We start from the raw sequence: 14,641 nt of genomic DNA, 5'->3' as shown, positions 1-14,641 counted from the left end.
GGGCTGCGGAAGTCCGGAAGGGAAGATCGCGGAGCCATGCGGGTCCGGGGGTCATGCCCCGGCCGTCCTGCCTCCCTGATGCCTCCCGAATCTTCTTGTTCTCGGTTGTGCGATGCAGTCACCGCAAACACCGTGCCAACTCCAAAGGGTGGGGGTGGCGGGGTAGGGTCAAGACCGTAACCCAGGCAGGCTGGCGGTCCGCGCCTGATTATGGAATGCGTCAAGAAAGCGGGTGGGGCGGGTAGGTGGATATTAGCTTTCCATTGATGGAATTGTAATATCCATTATCCCTCTGCGGCATTGCATATACCGTTTGATCTTTGCGATAAGTATGATGCTTGATGAATATCAAGAGGGTGGGATGAGCGATCCGGGATATGGCCCCTTATGTGGCGAGCTGGAGCGGACCTATCGTCTGTTGGCGGAAGTGTCCCTTGAATTGACGCAAGCCGGCGACGAGGCGCAGCGTGCCGACGCGGCCCGGCGTCTGGAAGCCGTGCGCGAGCGCATCAAGCGATGCGAGGGGCGGTTGCTGGTGGTGTCCCTGGGACAAAAGGCCCCTTGCGATCTCGGATCGAACTGCTAGCCGTCCCGGCGGGGGCGTCACCAGTGGCGCGAAATGCGACGAGCCTTCGCCTTGACGCCCAGGGCGTGAATCAGCAGGGCGCGGGCCTGGGTGTCGATGGCCGTCGGCTCGGCCTCGGGGTCGGCGCCGCCGATGACTTCGCGGGCATTGCGCAGAGTGGCGGGGGAGGCGTCGGCGGGCTCGACCAGGCGCACCCAGGCCAGAATCTGCATGATCACGGCGCCCAGCGCCGCGACCGCCAGCCCGTGGGACATCCTGTCTTGGGGTGAGTGGCCGTGAGCGCGGTTCTGATCCTTGTGCCAGCGGACGATGGTGGCGGCCAGGGCGGCGCCTTCCTCGGCGATTCCCCGGACCTGGGCCCGCTCGAATTCGGACAAGGTGGTGCGCGGCGCCATTCCCAGGCCGGCGCCGGGGAGTCCTGGCGGGGCCGTCACTCCCGTGACATCCCGCAGATATTGACGCGGCTCACCCATGGAAGGGATCTTTCCTCGGCGCGAATTTCACCGAATTAGAGCACATACCATCGGCTAGGTCGACATGTGGGAATCCGAAATGGGCGCGGCGGGTCAGATCACCCCGGATGCCCTGAGCCCGGCCATCTCCTCCTCGTCCAGGTCCAGCCAGCCGGACAGAACCTGGGCGGTGTCGCCGCCCAGCAGCGGCGGGGCCCGGTCCGAGACCGCCTGGGCGCCGTCGAAGCGGATGGGATTGGCGACCAGATCGACGCCGCCGGCCAGGGGGTGCTCGACGCGGGTTTTCAGGCCGCGATGGATGACCTGGGGATCGGCGAACACGCCGCCCAAGTCGTTGATGGGGCCGCAGGGCACGCCCGCCGCCTCCAGGGTCTTGATCCATTCGGCCGAGGGACGCGACGCCAGCAGGCTTTCCAGCACCGGCACCAGCTCGGCGCGGTTCCTGACCCGCTCGGCATTGGCGGCGTAGCGGGGATCGGTTCCCAGCTCGGGACGCCCGGCCACCTCGCAGAAGCGGCGAAACTGGCCGTCGTTGCCCACCGCCAGGATGATGTGGCCGTCCTTGGTGGCGAAGGCCTGATAGGGCACGATGTTGGGATGCGCGTTGCCCAGGCGCTTGGGGGTATTGCCGCCCACCAGATAGTTGGAGGCCTGGTTGGCCAGCACCGCCACCTGCACGTCCAGCAGCGCCAAGTCGATATGGCTGCCCTCGCCCGTGCGGTCGCGCCGGGCCAGCGCCGCCAGCACGGCGAAGCCGGCATACATGCCGGTGAAGATGTCGGTGAGCGCCACGCCCACCTTCATGGGCTGGCCTCCGGGCTCACCGGTCAGGCTCATCAGCCCGCCCATGCCCTGGATCAGGAAGTCGTAGCCGGCCCGCTGGGCGTAGGGCCCGTCCTGGCCGAAACCGGTGATGGAGCAATAGACCAGATCGGGCTTCACCGCCTTCAGCGAGGCGTAGTCGAGGCCGTACTTGGCCAGCCCGCCCACCTTGAAGTTCTCCAGCACCACGTCGGACCGGGCGGCCAGGCGCCGCACCAGTTCCTGGCCCTCGGTCCGAGTGAAATCGATGGTCACCGAGCGCTTGCCCCGGTTGGCCGACAGGAAATAGGCGGCCTCGCCGGTGTCCTTGCCGTCGCTGTCCTTGAGGAAGGGCGGGCCCCAGCCCCTGGTGTCGTCGCCTTCGCCCGGGCGTTCCACCTTGATCACCTCGGCCCCCATGTCGGCCAGCAGCTGGCCGGCCCAGGGCCCCGCCAGCACGCGGCTGAGGTCGAGAACGCGAAGATGCGACAAAGGTCCGGTCATGGGTCTGGTTCCTGCAATGAAGAAAAATGCCGGCGGATTCGCAAAGAATCCGCCGGCAGGTGAGGAGGGTCAATCCTTGTCGATCAGCGAGGTCTGCTTGGTGTCCTTCATGCCGACGAACAGCAGCAGGCCGCACAGGCAGCAGCCGGTGACGTACCAGTAGAACCAGGTCTCGTTGCCGATGCTCTTGAACCACAGCGCGATGTATTCCGCCGTGCCGCCGAACAGCGACACACCGATGGCAAACGGCAGGCCGACGCCCAGCGCGCGGATCTGCACCGGGAACAGCTCGGCCTTGACCACGGCGTTGATGGCGGAATAGCCCGAGACGATGGTCAGCCCCGACAGCACCAGGAAGAAGGCGGTGACCGAATCTCTGGTCTGGCCCAGCGCGGTGAGGATGGGAACGGTGCACAGCGTGCTCATGACGCCGAAGGCGATCAGCACGGCGCGCCGCCCCACCTTGTCGGAAATATGGCCCACCAGCGGATGCATCAGCATGTAGACGAAGGTGGCCGCCGCCGAGATCATGGTGGCGTCGTTCTTCGAGAAGCCGGCGGTGTTCACCAGATATTTCTGCATGTAGGTGGTGAAGGTGTAGAAGGCCACGGTGCCGCCCATGGTCAGGCCGATCACCGTCATCACCTCGCGCGGGTGGCGCATCAGGGCGCGGATGCGGCTTTCGCCCACCACCTCGCCCTTGTGGTGCTCGAAGGATTCGGTCTCCTCCATGGAGCTCCGCAGATAGATGGCCACCACGGCGCACAAGCCGCCGATGACGAAGGGAATGCGCCAGCCCCAGGCTTCCAGCTCGGCGGTGGAGAGGAACACCCGCTGCAGCGCGATCAGCACGCCCAGCGCCAGCAGCTGCCCCATGATCAGGGTGACGTACTGGAAGCTGGAATAGAAGCCGCGCCGGTCCTTGGAGGCGATCTCCGACAGGTAGGTGGCGGCCGAGCCGTATTCGCCGCCCAGGCTCAGGCCTTGCAGCAGGCGGGCCAGGATCAGGGCGATGGGCGCCGCGATGCCGATGGTTTGGTAGCCGGGCATCACCGCGATGATCAGCGAACCGGCGCACATCATGCTGACCGAGACCAGCAGCGCCGCCTTGCGCCCCTTGCGGTCGGCATAGGTGCCCAGCAGCCAGCCGCCCAGCGGGCGCATGAAGAAGCCGAGCGCGAAGATGGCCGAGGTGTTGAGAAGCTGGACGGTGGGGTCGTCGCCCGGGAAGAAGTACTTGGAGAAATACAGCGCGAAGGCGGAATAGACGTACCAGTCGTAATATTCCACCAGATTGCCCACCGACCCCTTGAACACCATCAGGATCTTGCCCTTGGTGTCCTTGTTGTCCATGTCGTGGCTCCCGGCCGTCGGAGTTCCCGCGGCCGGGATTATGGTCGTATCCATGTGACTCAACGTTCGGTCCTCCCGCATTGGCCCGCACGACGCGGGCGATTTTGCGGAAGGCCAGAGCAAGGGGCGGGCCAGACGCTAAGGCTTTGAATTAATTCGCATGTCTAGGGTTTGATCGGCGGAATTCCGCCGAACGCCCAGGATGGGATCGGCGGAATTCCGCCTATTCCAGGAAGTGGCGGCGGTCGATGCCGTACCTGGCCATCTTCTCGTTCAAGGTGCGGCGCGGCAGGTCGAGGCGGGCCATGACCAGGGCGACGTCGCCCCTGGCCGCCCGGAAGGCCTCCTCGATGCGGCGCTTCTCGAAGGCGGCGACGCTGGCCTGCAGGCTTTCCCCGTCGCCGGGGGGATCGGGCGGGCGCCCGAGCCGCAGGCCGAGGCCCAGCGCGAAGCGCTCCGCCTCGTTGCGCAGCTCGCGCACGTTGCCGGGCCAGCCATGGGCCAGCAGCGCCCCGGAATCGCCTTGGGACAGTTCGGGCGGCGTGCGCCCATGGGCCCCGGCGGCGCGGGCGGCGAAGGCTTCGAACAGCGGCACGATGTCGTCTTGGCGCTCGGCCAGGGGCGGCAGGCGGATTTCCGCCACATGCAGCCGGTAGTACAGATCCTCGCGGAAACGGCCCGAGCGGACCTCGTCTTGCAGGTCGGCCTTGGCGGCGGTGATCACCCGGATGTCGACGGGAAGGCTGCGGTTGCCGCCCAGCGGTTCGACGCATTGTTCCTGCAGGACGCGCAGCAGCTTGGCCTGGAGCGCCAGCGGCATGCTTTCCACTTCGTCCAGGAACAAGGTGCCGCCGTCGGCGTGCTCGATCTTGCCGGCGCGGCGCTGGGCCGCCCCGGTGAAGGCCCCCGCCTCGTGGCCGAAGAACTCGCTTTCGAACATGGTTTCGGGGATGGCGGCGCAGTTGACCGCCACGAAGGGCTTGGGCGCGCGCGGGCCGTAATCGTGCAGGCAGCGGGCCGCCAGCTCCTTGCCGCAGCCGGTGTCGCCGAAGATCACCACGTTGAGCGGCAGACCGGCCAGCGCCTGAATCTCGGCGCGCACCCTTTCCATGGCCCGGGACGGGCCGATCAGGCGGCGCGCCATGTCGTCGCCGGCCCCCATGGCGCGCAGGCGGCGGTTCTCCATCACCAGCCGCCGCTTCTCCGCGGCGCGGCCCACCGCCTCGGCCAGGCGTTCGGGGACGAAAGGCTTCTCGATGAAGTCGTAGGCGCCGAGCCGCATGGCCTCCACCGCCAGGGGAATGTCGCCGTGGCCGGTGACCAGGATCACCGGCAGGTCGGCATCCTTGGCCTGGGCCGCCTTCAGGAGTCCCAGCCCGTCCATTCCGCCCGGCATGCGCACGTCGGTGACCAGGATGCCGGGAAAGTCCGGGGACAGGCGGGCCAGCGCCGCTTCGGGCCGCGCCAGCACGGCCACGTCGAAACCCGCCAGGCCAAGCCACTGCTTGACGGCGATCCGCATGGGTTCTTCGTCATCGACGAACAGAATCTGGCCGGCGCTCATCCTTAGGACCATAACCGAGCCGGGGCGAAAATCAAATTGCCGGGGGAAGGCGCCTGTGATTGCCTCTTGCCCATGACCTCGCCCGACACCCCTTCCGCCGCACCGCCCAGCCGTCCCGTTGTCGGGATGCTGGCGCTGGCGGCCTTGCTGGGCGGGCTGGTGGTGGCCTGGGTCTACCAGCGCGCCCGCGCCGAGGCGCTGGACGGCGCCCTGGTCATGGGGCAGCAGCGGTTGGGCCTTTATGCCTCGACCATCCGCGCCGCGCTCGACCGCTTCTCCTACCTGCCCGCCACCATCGCGCTGGACCGCGAGGTGATCGAGGTACTGGAGGGCGAGCCCGACCGGGCCGATGCCTTGAGCGCCAAGCTGGAGACCATCAACGCCGGCGCCCGCTCGGCCTCGCTCTACGTCATGGACCGCAAGGGCGTGACCGTGTCGGCCAGCAATTGGCGCACGCCGCTCTCCTATGTGGGCAACGATTACAGCTTCCGCCCCTATTTCACCCAGGTGATGAGCGCCGGTGCGGGCCACTTCTTCGGCATCGGGGTGACCACCAAGCTGCCGGGTTATTTCCTCGCCTCGGGCGTGCGCGGCCGGGCGGGCGACATCATCGGCGCCGTGGTGGTCAAGATCGACCTGGAGACCCTGGAGGAGGATTGGGGGCGGGGCGGCGACGCGGTCATGGTTACCGACGAGGACGGCGTGGTGATCCTGACCAGCCGGCCGGAGTGGAAATACGCGGTGGACGGGCCGGTCACCGAGGAGCTGCGCCGCAAGCTTGACGCCATCCAGCGCTACGGCGCCGTGCAGCTGCGGGCGCTGGAGCGGCGGGTCCTGCTCTCCCTGGGGGACGCCGCCCGGCTCGAGCGCAACGGCGACGCCCGGTTCGTCGCCCAGGCCCAGGCGCTGGACGAGGAGGGCTGGACCATCCACTACCTGGCCGACTGGGAGGCCATGGAAAGCAACGTGCGCTCCACCGCCGCCCTGGCCGGGCTGGGCTGGATCGCCTTCATCCTGCTGCTGCTCTATCTGCGCCAGCGCCGCCTGGTGCTGAAGGCCAAGCTGGACGCCCGCGACACTCTGGAAGCGCTGGTGGCCCTGCGGACCGAGGCGCTGAGCGCCGAGATCGTCGAGCGCCAGCGGACCGAGCACCATCTGCGCGAGACCCAGGACGAACTCATTCATGCCGGCAAGATGGCGGCGCTGGGCCAGATGTCGGCGGCCATCGCCCACGAGTTGAACCAGCCGCTGGCCGCCATCCAGACCTTCGTCGCCAGTTCCCGCATCTTCGTCGAGCGCGGCGACGCGGCGACGGCGGGAACCAACCTGTCCATGATCGACGATCTGTGCCGCCGCATGGCCGAGATCATCCGCCACCTGCGGGTCTTCGCCCGCAAGAGCCCGGTGACGCCCCAGGTCACCGATCCCGCCGCCTCGGTCAGCCGGGCCGTGGCGCTGCTGGCGGTGCGGCTGCGCCAGGCCGAGATCGATCTGGTCTGGAACCCGCCCGAGGGGCTGATGGTGTCGGGCGATCCCGGACGTCTCGACCAGGTCTTCGTCAACCTGCTGGCCAACGCCATCGACGCGGTGGCCGATGCTCCGGCGCGGCGCATCGTGATCGACGCGGTGCGGGTGGGAGGCGAGGTGGCGGTCTCCGTCGCCGACAGCGGTCCCGGCCTGCCCTCCGACGTGGCCGACCGCGTGTTCGAACCGTTCTTCACCACCAAGGAGGTGGGCGAGGGGCTGGGGCTCGGCCTGTCGCTGTCCTACGGCATCATCCGTGACATGGGCGGGTCCATCCGGGCCGACAACCGGGCCGGAGGCGGGGCGGTCTTCGTCATCACGCTCCCCAATGTGAGCGTCTCCACATAGCCATGAGAAAAGTGAGTCATTTATGCAACACCGGTGACTCGCCCGATGGAAAAGTGAACGTGGTGTGAATGCATGTGTTGACGCAATGAATCAGCATGTGATTCCATCCCCTTCATGTTGCAAGAACTTCTCAGCCGTTGTCGTCGTGTCGTCGGACCGATGATCGGGCTTGGCGCCGTGGCGTATTTCACCTACCACACCGTTGAAGGTGATCGCGGAGTGCTGGCCTACTTTCGGCTGCAGGCAGAGATTCTCGAGGCCGAGATGCACCTGTCCCGGGTGGCGTCCGAACGCACCGAGATGGAACACCGGGTACAGCTTCTGCGGCCCGACCACCTTGACCCCGACATGCTGGAAGAGCGGGCGCGCATCATGCTGAACATGGGGCGCGAGGGCGAGGTGGTGGTGTTCGACAAGCGGCGCTGACGCGCTCTTTGCTTGCCCCTTGGCCTTAGCGCTCGCCTCCGCGAGCTTGGCCGCCGCCGCAATGGCGGCCGGGCACGATCTAGGATCGTGCTCCAACTAGCCGCTTTTCTTCGGAACCTTCCTGCACTTGGCCCGGCCCATGCCGGTGATCCGGCATTCGGTGGTCTCCTCCCACAGGCGGATGACCAGGAAGATTTCCTGTCCCCGATATTCGATCAGCACGTTCTGGAACGAGGTGGTTTCCAGGATGGGCCGCGCCGTCAGGTCGCGGAACACCAGCAGCGGGCAGGCCTTGACCCGGTCGCAGACGGCCACCGATTCCAGGCTGATCAGGGTGGTCCCGCGCGAGCGGCCGACGCTGACGCGGATGGGCCGTCCCGCCGCCTTGGCCTTGGCGAAATGGGGCCGCGCCCATTTCTCGGCGGCGGCCATTTCCGGCGTGCTGGCGTCGTAGGCGAATTCCACGAAGATGCGGTTGCCCTCGATGGTCTCGGCCCTGGCCGGGTGAATGGTCAGAGCCAAGGCGGCCATGACGGTCAAGAGAAGTCCTCGCATGCCTCCCTCATGCCAGAGCGGGGGGTAAAAGTCGATGACATTGGGGGGGGCGGTTGGGGTAGTGTCGCCGCCACGGCGCAGCCAGTTCGAGGTCCGGTGTGTTCAAGCTTCTCGCCCGTATCGGTATCGACGGCTTTCTGCTGGGACTGGTGTCCATGGTCGCGCTGGCCTGGGTGCTGCCCGATTTCGGCAAGAGCGGCGGGCATCTGCACATGGATGCCATCACCGTCTACGGCGTGGCGCTGGTCTTCCTGCTCTATGGCCTGACGCTCCCGCCCGAGCGCATGAAGGCCGGTCTGGTCAACTGGCGTCTGCATCTGGTGGTCCAGACCTCCACCTTCCTGCTGTTTCCCGCCCTGGCCTGGGGGGCGGCCCTGGCGCTGGGCGGGCGGGTTTCCCCCGACCTGATGCTGGGCTTCTTCTTCCTCGCCGCGCTGCCGTCGACCATTTCCTCCTCGGTGGCCATGACCTCCATCGCGCGGGGCAACGTGGCGGGCGCCATCTTCAACGCCACCCTGTCCAGCCTGCTCGGCGTGGTGCTGACGCCGCTCTGGGTCAACTGGTACCTGTCGTCCAGCGGCGCCTCCCTCGACCTCGGCAAGGTGCTGCTCAAGATCGTGCTGCTGGTGTTGCTGCCCATCGTGCTGGGCCAGGTGCTGCGGCCGTGGCTGCGCGGTTGGCTCGAGCGCAACATGAAGTGGCTGAAATCCCTCGACCGCCTGACCATTTTGCTGATCGTCTTCAATTCCTTCTCGGATTCCGTGGCCGAAGGTGTGTGGGAAGGGCAGGGGAGTGGTTTCGTCCTTCAGGCGGTGGGCGGGGCGGCTCTGCTGTTCGCCTTCGTCTTCCTGTTGCTGCGGCTGGTCTGCCGGGGGCTGGGCTTCAACCGCGAAGACGCCATCGCCGGGGTGTTCTGCGGCACCAAGAAGTCGCTGGCCACCGGCGTGCCCATGGCCAAGATCATGTTCGGCGCCTCGCCCGTCCTGGGACTGATCATCGCCCCCACCATCCTTTACCACCTGATCCAGCTGATCGCCGCCGGCATCATCGCGCGGAAGTGGCAGGACGAGGTCTGACCGGCAAAAGCGCCTTGCCGGGAGGAGGCGTTCGGGTTAATTAGTGCAAGTCACTCGCAATTGCACATGAGCCCATGACGTCCTCCGACTCCACGCTCCGCGATGCCGGTCTGCGTCCCACCCGCCAGCGGCGGGGCATGCTCGACGTGCTGGGCGGCCTGGGGGCCTGCAACATCTCGGCCGACGAGGCCCACCGGCTGTCGGCGGAGCAGGGGCTGCGGCTGTCGCTGGCCACCACCTACAACATCCTCAACCAGTTCGCCAAGGCGGGGCTGGTCCGCCGCATCGACCTGGGCGAGCGGACGTGGTTCTGCACCTGTCCGGCCGGGCATCATCATTTCCTCGACCTCTCCACCGGCCGCCTGAGCGATATCGCCGGACGCCAGCCGGTGCTCGACCACCTGCCCGAACCGCCACCCGGCTATGAACTGGACGGAGTGGATATCCTGATCAGGATAAGACCGGCCGAGAATCGCGAATAAGTCTTAGATGTATGGCGATCTATTTGATTTTAAATGAAAAATCTTGATAACCCGCAGGGTGCGCCGCATCATCCCTCCAACAGTTGAAGGAGGGCATTGCCATGCAGGGCAGTAAGAAGGTCATCGATTGTCTCAACAAGCTGCTGACGGCCGAGCTGACCGCCGCCGACCAGTACTTCGCCCATTCGCGGATGATGGCCAATTGGGGCTTCAACCGCCTCTTTGAGCGCATCGCCCATGAGCGCGAGGAAGAGCTGGAGCATGCCGACAAGCTGATCCGCCGCATCCTGTTCCTGGAAGGCACCCCCGACGTGGGCAAGCGCGGCAAGCTGGCCATCGGCAAGGACGTCGAGGAGATGCTGAAGAACGACCTGGCCTACGAGATCATGGTGGTGGGCGAGCTCAAGGCCGCCATCGCCCTGGTCGAGAAGGAGCAGGATTACGAGACCCGCGCCATCCTGCGCGAGCTGCTGTCCGACACCGAGGAAGACCATACCCACTGGCTGGAGCAGCAGGTGGGGCTGATCAGCCGCCTGGGCCTGCAGAACTACCTGCAATCGGCGGCCGGCGATCTGGTCGGAGGTGCCTCATGAAGGGCGACAAGGCCGTCAACAAGGCGCTGAACGAGGTCTTGAAGGTCCAGCTGACCGCCATCAACCAGTTCTTCCTGCATGCCCGCATGCTGAAGAACTGGGGCATCAAGGACCTGGGCAAGGCCGTCTACAAGCTGTCCATCGAGGAGATGAAGCACGCCGACGAGGTGATCGAGCGCATCCTGTTCCTGGAGGGGCTGCCCAACCTGCAGGATTTGGGCAAGCTCTATATCGGCGAGGACGTGCCCGAGATCATCGCCAACGACCTGGCCATGATGGTCAAGGAACGCACCGCCCTGGTCGCCGCCATCGCCCTGGCCGAGGACAAGCAGGATTTCGTCACCCGCCACGAACTGGCGGAAGTCCTGGAAGAGGCGGAGGAGGCCATCGACTGGCTGGAAAACCAGCAGGGCCTGATCGCTTCCATGGGCCTGCCCAACTACCTGCAATCGGCCATGGGCGAACTGGCCGGGGGCTGATGACGACGGGACTGCCTCATGGCGAGGAATCTCGTCATGAGGCGGCTAGGCCCAAGGGGCCGCGCGGCTTATGCCGCGGACCGCAGGGAACGCGCAGCGGACAAAGCCAAGGGTTTCGGAGAAATCCGCCCGGCGCATGAGGGACATATCAATGCTTCTTCGGGCTGGGCAGGAAGGCCGAACCGGCCAGGCCCAGCCCCGCCACCGCCGACGCCATGACGAAGGCGCCGGAGAAGCCGCCCCAGGCATCGGCCATCCAGCCGGCGATGGCCGGGCCGACGATCTGGCCAAGCGCGAAGACCATGGTGATGGTGCCAAACGAGGCGGCCGCCTGTTCCGGGCCGAGATAGTCGCCCACCGCCGCCGCCATGATGGACGGCACCGCCCACAGCGCCAGACCGTACAGCAGGATCGAGGCGTAGAGGAAGGGCTCGGGCAGCGGCGCCGCCACCAGCGCGTAGGCGCAGGCCTGGAAGCCGAACACGATCATCAGCCCGGCCCGGCGGCCCAGCCGGTCCGACAGGCTGCCGAATACCGGTCCCGAGGCCAGGGACAGCAGGCCGATCCACGACCAGAAAATCCCAGCGGTGGACTCGGGAAAGCCGCGTTCGCGCACCAGGGCGGTGACGATGAAGGTGGCGTAGATGACGTAGCTGAAGCCGAAGGCGGCGTAGACCAGCCCCAGATGGGCGAGGATGCGGCGCTTGGCCCCGGGCGGCGCGGCGGCGGCGCACAGCGGTGCGGCTTCTTCCGTCGCGGCCTGGCTTTTACCCGTCACCGGTCCCAGGCCCAGTTCGGAGGGGTGGTTGCGGATCACCAGCCAATCCACCAGGGCGGCCGCCAGGACGATCAGGCCGATGACCAGCCAGGACAGACGCCAGCCCTCGGCGCCCTGGACGGCATTGATGGCGGGGACCAGGGCGCCCGCCACCATGATGGCGAAGCCCGATCCGATGACCGCGAAGCCGGCGGCGCGGCCCCTGACCCGGCGGCCGAACCAGTGGGCGATCAGGCCCATGATGGGCACATTGCTGCCGCCGCTGCCGAAGCCGGTCAGGGCATAGAGGATCAGGACCTGAGAAAAGCTCTGGGCGTAGGACACCGCCATCATGGACAGGGCGACCAGCACCAGCCCCGCCGCCACGGTGCGCCGCGCTCCCAGCCGCGCCACCATGCGCCCGCCCAGGGTGACGGCCGACAGGTAGCCGATGAAATTGGCGGTGGAGATGGCCCCCATCTCCGAGCGCGAAAGGTCCAGCGACGCCCCCATGGAGGGCAGCAGCATGCCGAGCGCGAAACGCCCCATGCCGAGGCACGCGAACAGGCCGAGACAACCGGCGGCGACGATGGCCCAGCCGTAATGGAACGGCAGGCGGGCGACGAGGGGATGCTCTGGGCGTTCCGACATTGTTGTCCTGGTCAACGAATCCTCTCGCACCTTGGCACGGCCGTTCCGACATGCCAAGTTGAATGCGACGACCGCATTGCAGCAACCGGGGACGTCCCATGACCGCCTATGATTTCGACCTGATCACCCTGGGTGCCGGCTCCGGCGGCGTGCGGGCCTGCCGCATGGCGGCCCAAGCGGGGCGCAAGGTGGCGGTGGTGGAAAGCAGCCGGGTGGGCGGCACCTGCGTCATGCGCGGCTGCGTGCCCAAGAAGCTGCTGGTCATGGGTGCCAAGTTCGCCGAGGACCTGACCGATTCGCTGGGCTTCGGCTGGAGCCTTGAGGGCGCCGATTTCGACTGGGCGCGGCTGGTCTCGGCCAAGAACGAGGAATTGCAGCGCCTGGAAGGCGTCTACATGCGCCTGCTGAAGGATTCGGGCGTCACGGTGGTGGAGGGCAGGGGCCATCTGCTCGACGCCCACACCGTGCAGGTGGGGCTCAAGGTCTATACCGCCGAGACCATTCTGGTCGCCACGGGGGGGCGTCCGGCTTTGCCTGAGGTGCCGGGCATCGAGCATGCGGTGACCTCCAACGAGGCGCTGGACCTGATGCAATTGCCGGAGCGCGTGGTGATCGTCGGCGGCGGCTATATCGCGGTGGAATTCGCCGGCATCTTCAACGCGCTGGGCAGCGCCGTCACCTTGGTGCTGCGCGGCGACACCCTGCTGCGCGGCTTCGATTCCGACATCCGCGCCACCCTGGCCGAGGAGATGGCGAAAAAGGGCGTGATGCTGCGCACCACCACCCAGGTGCGCGGCATCGAGCGGCGCGGCCACGGCTATGGCGTCGAGCTGTCGGACGGCCAGACCATCGAGTCCGATCTGGTGATGTACGCCACCGGAAGGGTGCCCAACACCGAAGGCCTGGGCCTGGAACAGGCCGGGGTGGTGCTGAACGCCAAGGGCGCCGTCATGGTGGACCGCCTGTCGCGCACCTCGGTGCGCAACATCTGGGCGGTGGGCGACGTCACTGACCGGGTCAACCTGACGCCCGTCGCCATCAACGAGGCCATGGCCTTCGTGCGCACCGCCTTCCTGGGCCAGAGCACCGCCATGGATTACGACAACATCCCGTCCGCGGTGTTCTCGTTGCCGCCGGTGGGCACGGCGGGGCTGACCGAGGCTGAAGCGGCCAAGCGCTATGGCGTCGTCGATGTCTATCTCACCCGCTTCAAGCCCATGCGTAACCTGTTGGCCGGCCGGGACGAACGCACCATGATGAAACTGGTGGTCGACCGCGCCACCGACCGGGTGCTGGGCCTGCACATGGTGGGCGCCGACGCCCCGGAAATCGTCCAGGGCTTCGCCGTGGCGCTGAAATGCGGCGCCACCAAGGCCCAGTTCGATTCCACGGTGGGCATTCACCCCACGGCGGCCGAGGAATTCGTCACCATGCGCGACAAGCGCCCTTAGACGTCGTCGGCGGGCAGGATGCCCGCGCTCCACGGATGCACGGAGCGCGGCCGTCCCGGCCGCATCCCGGCGAAGGATAGGACTATGCTTGAGTACGATTTTCCCCTGTGGCGTCCGCCGTCGGAAGGCGACAACCTGATCATCCAGGCGACGCTGGGCTGCCGCTACAACCAGTGCAGCTTCTGCTCCATGTACAAGACCAAGACCTACCGGGCGCGAAGCCTGGACGAGGTCTTCGCCGACATCGACGAGGCGGCGCGCGACTGGCCCGACGCGCATCGGGTCTTCCTGGCGGACGGCGACGCCTATTGCCTGCCTACCGCGACGCTGGCCGCCATCTGCGACCATCTGGCGCTCCGCTTTCCTGCGCTGCAGCGCATTTCCGCCTACGCTACCCCCTTCGACATCCTGGGCAAGGGCGAGGACGACATCGCGCTGTTGAAGTCCAAGCGGCTGGGGCTGGTCTATCTCGGCATCGAGACCGGCTCGGACGCGCTGTTGAAGCGCATCGCCAAGGGCTCGGCCAGGCAGATGGAGGCGGCGCTGGCCAAGGCCCGCCAATGCGGCCTCAAGGTTTCGGCGACGGTGATCCTGGGCCTGGGCGGCAAGACCGGCTGGGAGGCGCATATGGACGAGACGGCCGAACTGGTCAGCCGGGCGCCGCCCACCTATCTCTCCACCCTGCAATTGGGCCTGGAAACCAACGTTGCGCCCCGCTTCTTCGAGCGCTTCGGCGAGGAGTTCCAGTGGCAGGACGATCGCGGCGTTCTGGTGGAACTGCGCCGCCTGCTCGAACGCCTCGACCCGCCCGCCCCGGTGATCTTCCGCTCCAACCACGCCAGCAACGCGCTCGCCCTGGCCGGCAATCTGCCCCGGGACAGGGACAAGCTGCTGGCCCGCATCGACGCCGCCCTGGACGAGGGCGCGGGCGTGCGGCCCCGGTGGATACGGGGGTTCTAGGGGGGCGCTGCGCTGATCGCGTCATGCGCGGGCTTGACCCGCGTATCCACGTGGTGCC

15 protein-coding genes are annotated in these 14,641 nt (G+C 67.0%); 9 read left to right on the top strand and 6 right to left on the bottom strand.

What is annotated here, in order from left to right; translation table 11 throughout:
- Positions 1-361 precede the first annotated feature (361 nt).
- A complete protein-coding gene (locus XM1_RS17995) occupies positions 362-586 on the top strand; it encodes a hypothetical protein (protein ID WP_156428782.1) in 225 nt (74 codons plus the stop codon).
- A 17-nt stretch (positions 587-603) separates the two neighbouring features.
- On the opposite strand, the gene XM1_RS17990 is transcribed toward XM1_RS17995, so the two are convergent.
- The 4 genes from XM1_RS17990 to XM1_RS17975 form a co-directional block, all read right to left on the bottom strand.
- On the bottom strand, positions 604-1,020 hold the full coding sequence (locus XM1_RS17990) for a hypothetical protein (protein WP_231920575.1): 417 nt from the start codon (positions 1,018-1,020) through the stop codon (positions 604-606).
- 132 nt (positions 1,021-1,152) lie between these two features.
- On the bottom strand, positions 1,153-2,364 hold the full coding sequence (locus tag XM1_RS17985) for a CaiB/BaiF CoA-transferase family protein (RefSeq protein WP_068435919.1): 1,212 nt from the start codon (positions 2,362-2,364) through the stop codon (positions 1,153-1,155).
- Positions 2,365-2,433: 69 nt separating this feature from the next.
- The gene (locus XM1_RS17980) at positions 2,434-3,717 is read right to left on the bottom strand and encodes an MFS transporter (RefSeq protein ID WP_231920574.1); all 1,284 of its coding nucleotides are present in this window, start codon (positions 3,715-3,717) and stop codon (positions 2,434-2,436) included.
- A gap of 223 nt (positions 3,718-3,940) precedes the next feature.
- Positions 3,941-5,281: a sigma-54 dependent transcriptional regulator gene (locus tag XM1_RS17975; RefSeq protein ID WP_068435915.1), complete on the bottom strand. Its 1,341-nt coding sequence runs from the start codon at positions 5,279-5,281 to the stop codon at positions 3,941-3,943.
- 72 nt (positions 5,282-5,353) lie between these two features.
- On the opposite strand from XM1_RS17975, the gene XM1_RS17970 reads away from it, so the two are divergent.
- Positions 5,354-7,153, top strand: coding sequence for an ATP-binding protein (locus XM1_RS17970; protein ID WP_068435913.1), 1,800 nt, complete (start codon positions 5,354-5,356; stop codon positions 7,151-7,153).
- A 159-nt stretch (positions 7,154-7,312) separates the two neighbouring features.
- Entirely contained in the window at positions 7,313-7,579 is a 267-nt protein-coding gene (locus tag XM1_RS17965; protein WP_068435911.1) for a septum formation initiator family protein, read from the top strand.
- 96 nt (positions 7,580-7,675) lie between these two features.
- On the opposite strand, the gene XM1_RS17960 is transcribed toward XM1_RS17965, so the two are convergent.
- The gene (locus XM1_RS17960; protein WP_068435909.1) at positions 7,676-8,134 is read right to left on the bottom strand and encodes a hypothetical protein; all 459 of its coding nucleotides are present in this window, start codon (positions 8,132-8,134) and stop codon (positions 7,676-7,678) included.
- Positions 8,135-8,232: 98 nt separating this feature from the next.
- Between XM1_RS17960 and XM1_RS17955 the strand changes: the two genes are divergently transcribed.
- The 4 genes from XM1_RS17955 (at position 8,233) to bfr (XM1_RS17940) (ending at position 10,764) form a co-directional block, all read left to right on the top strand.
- Positions 8,233-9,210: a bile acid:sodium symporter family protein gene (locus tag XM1_RS17955; RefSeq protein ID WP_068435907.1), complete on the top strand. Its 978-nt coding sequence runs from the start codon at positions 8,233-8,235 to the stop codon at positions 9,208-9,210.
- Positions 9,211-9,284: 74 nt separating this feature from the next.
- Complete coding sequence (locus XM1_RS17950) at positions 9,285-9,692, top strand: Fur family transcriptional regulator (RefSeq protein ID WP_068435905.1); 408 nt, start codon at positions 9,285-9,287, stop codon at positions 9,690-9,692.
- 101 nt (positions 9,693-9,793) lie between these two features.
- Complete coding sequence (gene bfr / locus XM1_RS17945) at positions 9,794-10,285, top strand: bacterioferritin (protein ID WP_068435904.1); 492 nt, start codon at positions 9,794-9,796, stop codon at positions 10,283-10,285.
- Positions 10,282-10,764 carry a bacterioferritin gene (gene bfr / locus XM1_RS17940; protein ID WP_068435901.1) on the top strand — a complete coding sequence of 161 codons (483 nt, stop codon included), beginning with the start codon at positions 10,282-10,284 and terminating at the stop codon, positions 10,762-10,764. The genes bfr (XM1_RS17945) and bfr (XM1_RS17940) overlap by 4 nt, the downstream gene beginning before the upstream one ends.
- A gap of 148 nt (positions 10,765-10,912) precedes the next feature.
- On the opposite strand, the gene XM1_RS17935 is transcribed toward bfr (XM1_RS17940), so the two are convergent.
- Positions 10,913-12,172, bottom strand: a complete 1,260-nt coding sequence (locus tag XM1_RS17935) for an MFS transporter (protein WP_068435899.1) — start codon at positions 12,170-12,172, stop codon at positions 10,913-10,915.
- Positions 12,173-12,270: 98 nt separating this feature from the next.
- Between XM1_RS17935 and gor the strand changes: the two genes are divergently transcribed.
- A complete protein-coding gene (gene gor / locus XM1_RS17930) occupies positions 12,271-13,623 on the top strand; it encodes a glutathione-disulfide reductase (RefSeq protein ID WP_068435897.1) in 1,353 nt (450 codons plus the stop codon).
- 84 nt (positions 13,624-13,707) lie between these two features.
- Positions 13,708-14,583 carry a radical SAM protein gene (locus tag XM1_RS17925; RefSeq protein ID WP_068435895.1) on the top strand — a complete coding sequence of 292 codons (876 nt, stop codon included), beginning with the start codon at positions 13,708-13,710 and terminating at the stop codon, positions 14,581-14,583.
- Positions 14,584-14,641: the final 58 nt, after the last annotated feature.

It is taken from the genome of Magnetospirillum sp. XM-1 (genome assembly GCF_001511835.1).
Classification (GTDB): Bacteria; Pseudomonadota; Alphaproteobacteria; order Rhodospirillales; family Magnetospirillaceae; genus Phaeospirillum.
This window is presented reverse-complemented; position numbering and strand designations above follow the sequence as displayed.

What these genes read in the sequence shown, in the direction of transcription:
- XM1_RS17995 (WP_156428782.1), top strand. Translation starts at nt 362, where the DNA reads ATGAGCGATCCGGGATATGGCCCCTTATGTGGCGAGCTGGAGCGGACC.
- XM1_RS17985 (WP_068435919.1), bottom strand. Translation starts at nt 2,364, where the DNA reads ATGACCGGACCTTTGTCGCATCTTCGCGTTCTCGACCTCAGCCGCGTG.
- XM1_RS17980 (WP_231920574.1), bottom strand. Translation starts at nt 3,717, where the DNA reads ATGGACAACAAGGACACCAAGGGCAAGATCCTGATGGTGTTCAAGGGG.
- XM1_RS17975 (WP_068435915.1), bottom strand. Translation starts at nt 5,281, where the DNA reads ATGAGCGCCGGCCAGATTCTGTTCGTCGATGACGAAGAACCCATGCGG.
- XM1_RS17970 (WP_068435913.1), top strand. Translation starts at nt 5,354, where the DNA reads ATGACCTCGCCCGACACCCCTTCCGCCGCACCGCCCAGCCGTCCCGTT.
- XM1_RS17965 (WP_068435911.1), top strand. Translation starts at nt 7,313, where the DNA reads ATGATCGGGCTTGGCGCCGTGGCGTATTTCACCTACCACACCGTTGAA.
- XM1_RS17960 (WP_068435909.1), bottom strand. Translation starts at nt 8,134, where the DNA reads ATGCGAGGACTTCTCTTGACCGTCATGGCCGCCTTGGCTCTGACCATT.
- XM1_RS17950 (WP_068435905.1), top strand. Translation starts at nt 9,285, where the DNA reads ATGACGTCCTCCGACTCCACGCTCCGCGATGCCGGTCTGCGTCCCACC.
- bfr (WP_068435904.1), top strand. Translation starts at nt 9,794, where the DNA reads ATGCAGGGCAGTAAGAAGGTCATCGATTGTCTCAACAAGCTGCTGACG.
- bfr (WP_068435901.1), top strand. Translation starts at nt 10,282, where the DNA reads ATGAAGGGCGACAAGGCCGTCAACAAGGCGCTGAACGAGGTCTTGAAG.
- XM1_RS17935 (WP_068435899.1), bottom strand. Translation starts at nt 12,172, where the DNA reads ATGTCGGAACGCCCAGAGCATCCCCTCGTCGCCCGCCTGCCGTTCCAT.
- gor (WP_068435897.1), top strand. Translation starts at nt 12,271, where the DNA reads ATGACCGCCTATGATTTCGACCTGATCACCCTGGGTGCCGGCTCCGGC.
- XM1_RS17925 (WP_068435895.1), top strand. Translation starts at nt 13,708, where the DNA reads ATGCTTGAGTACGATTTTCCCCTGTGGCGTCCGCCGTCGGAAGGCGAC.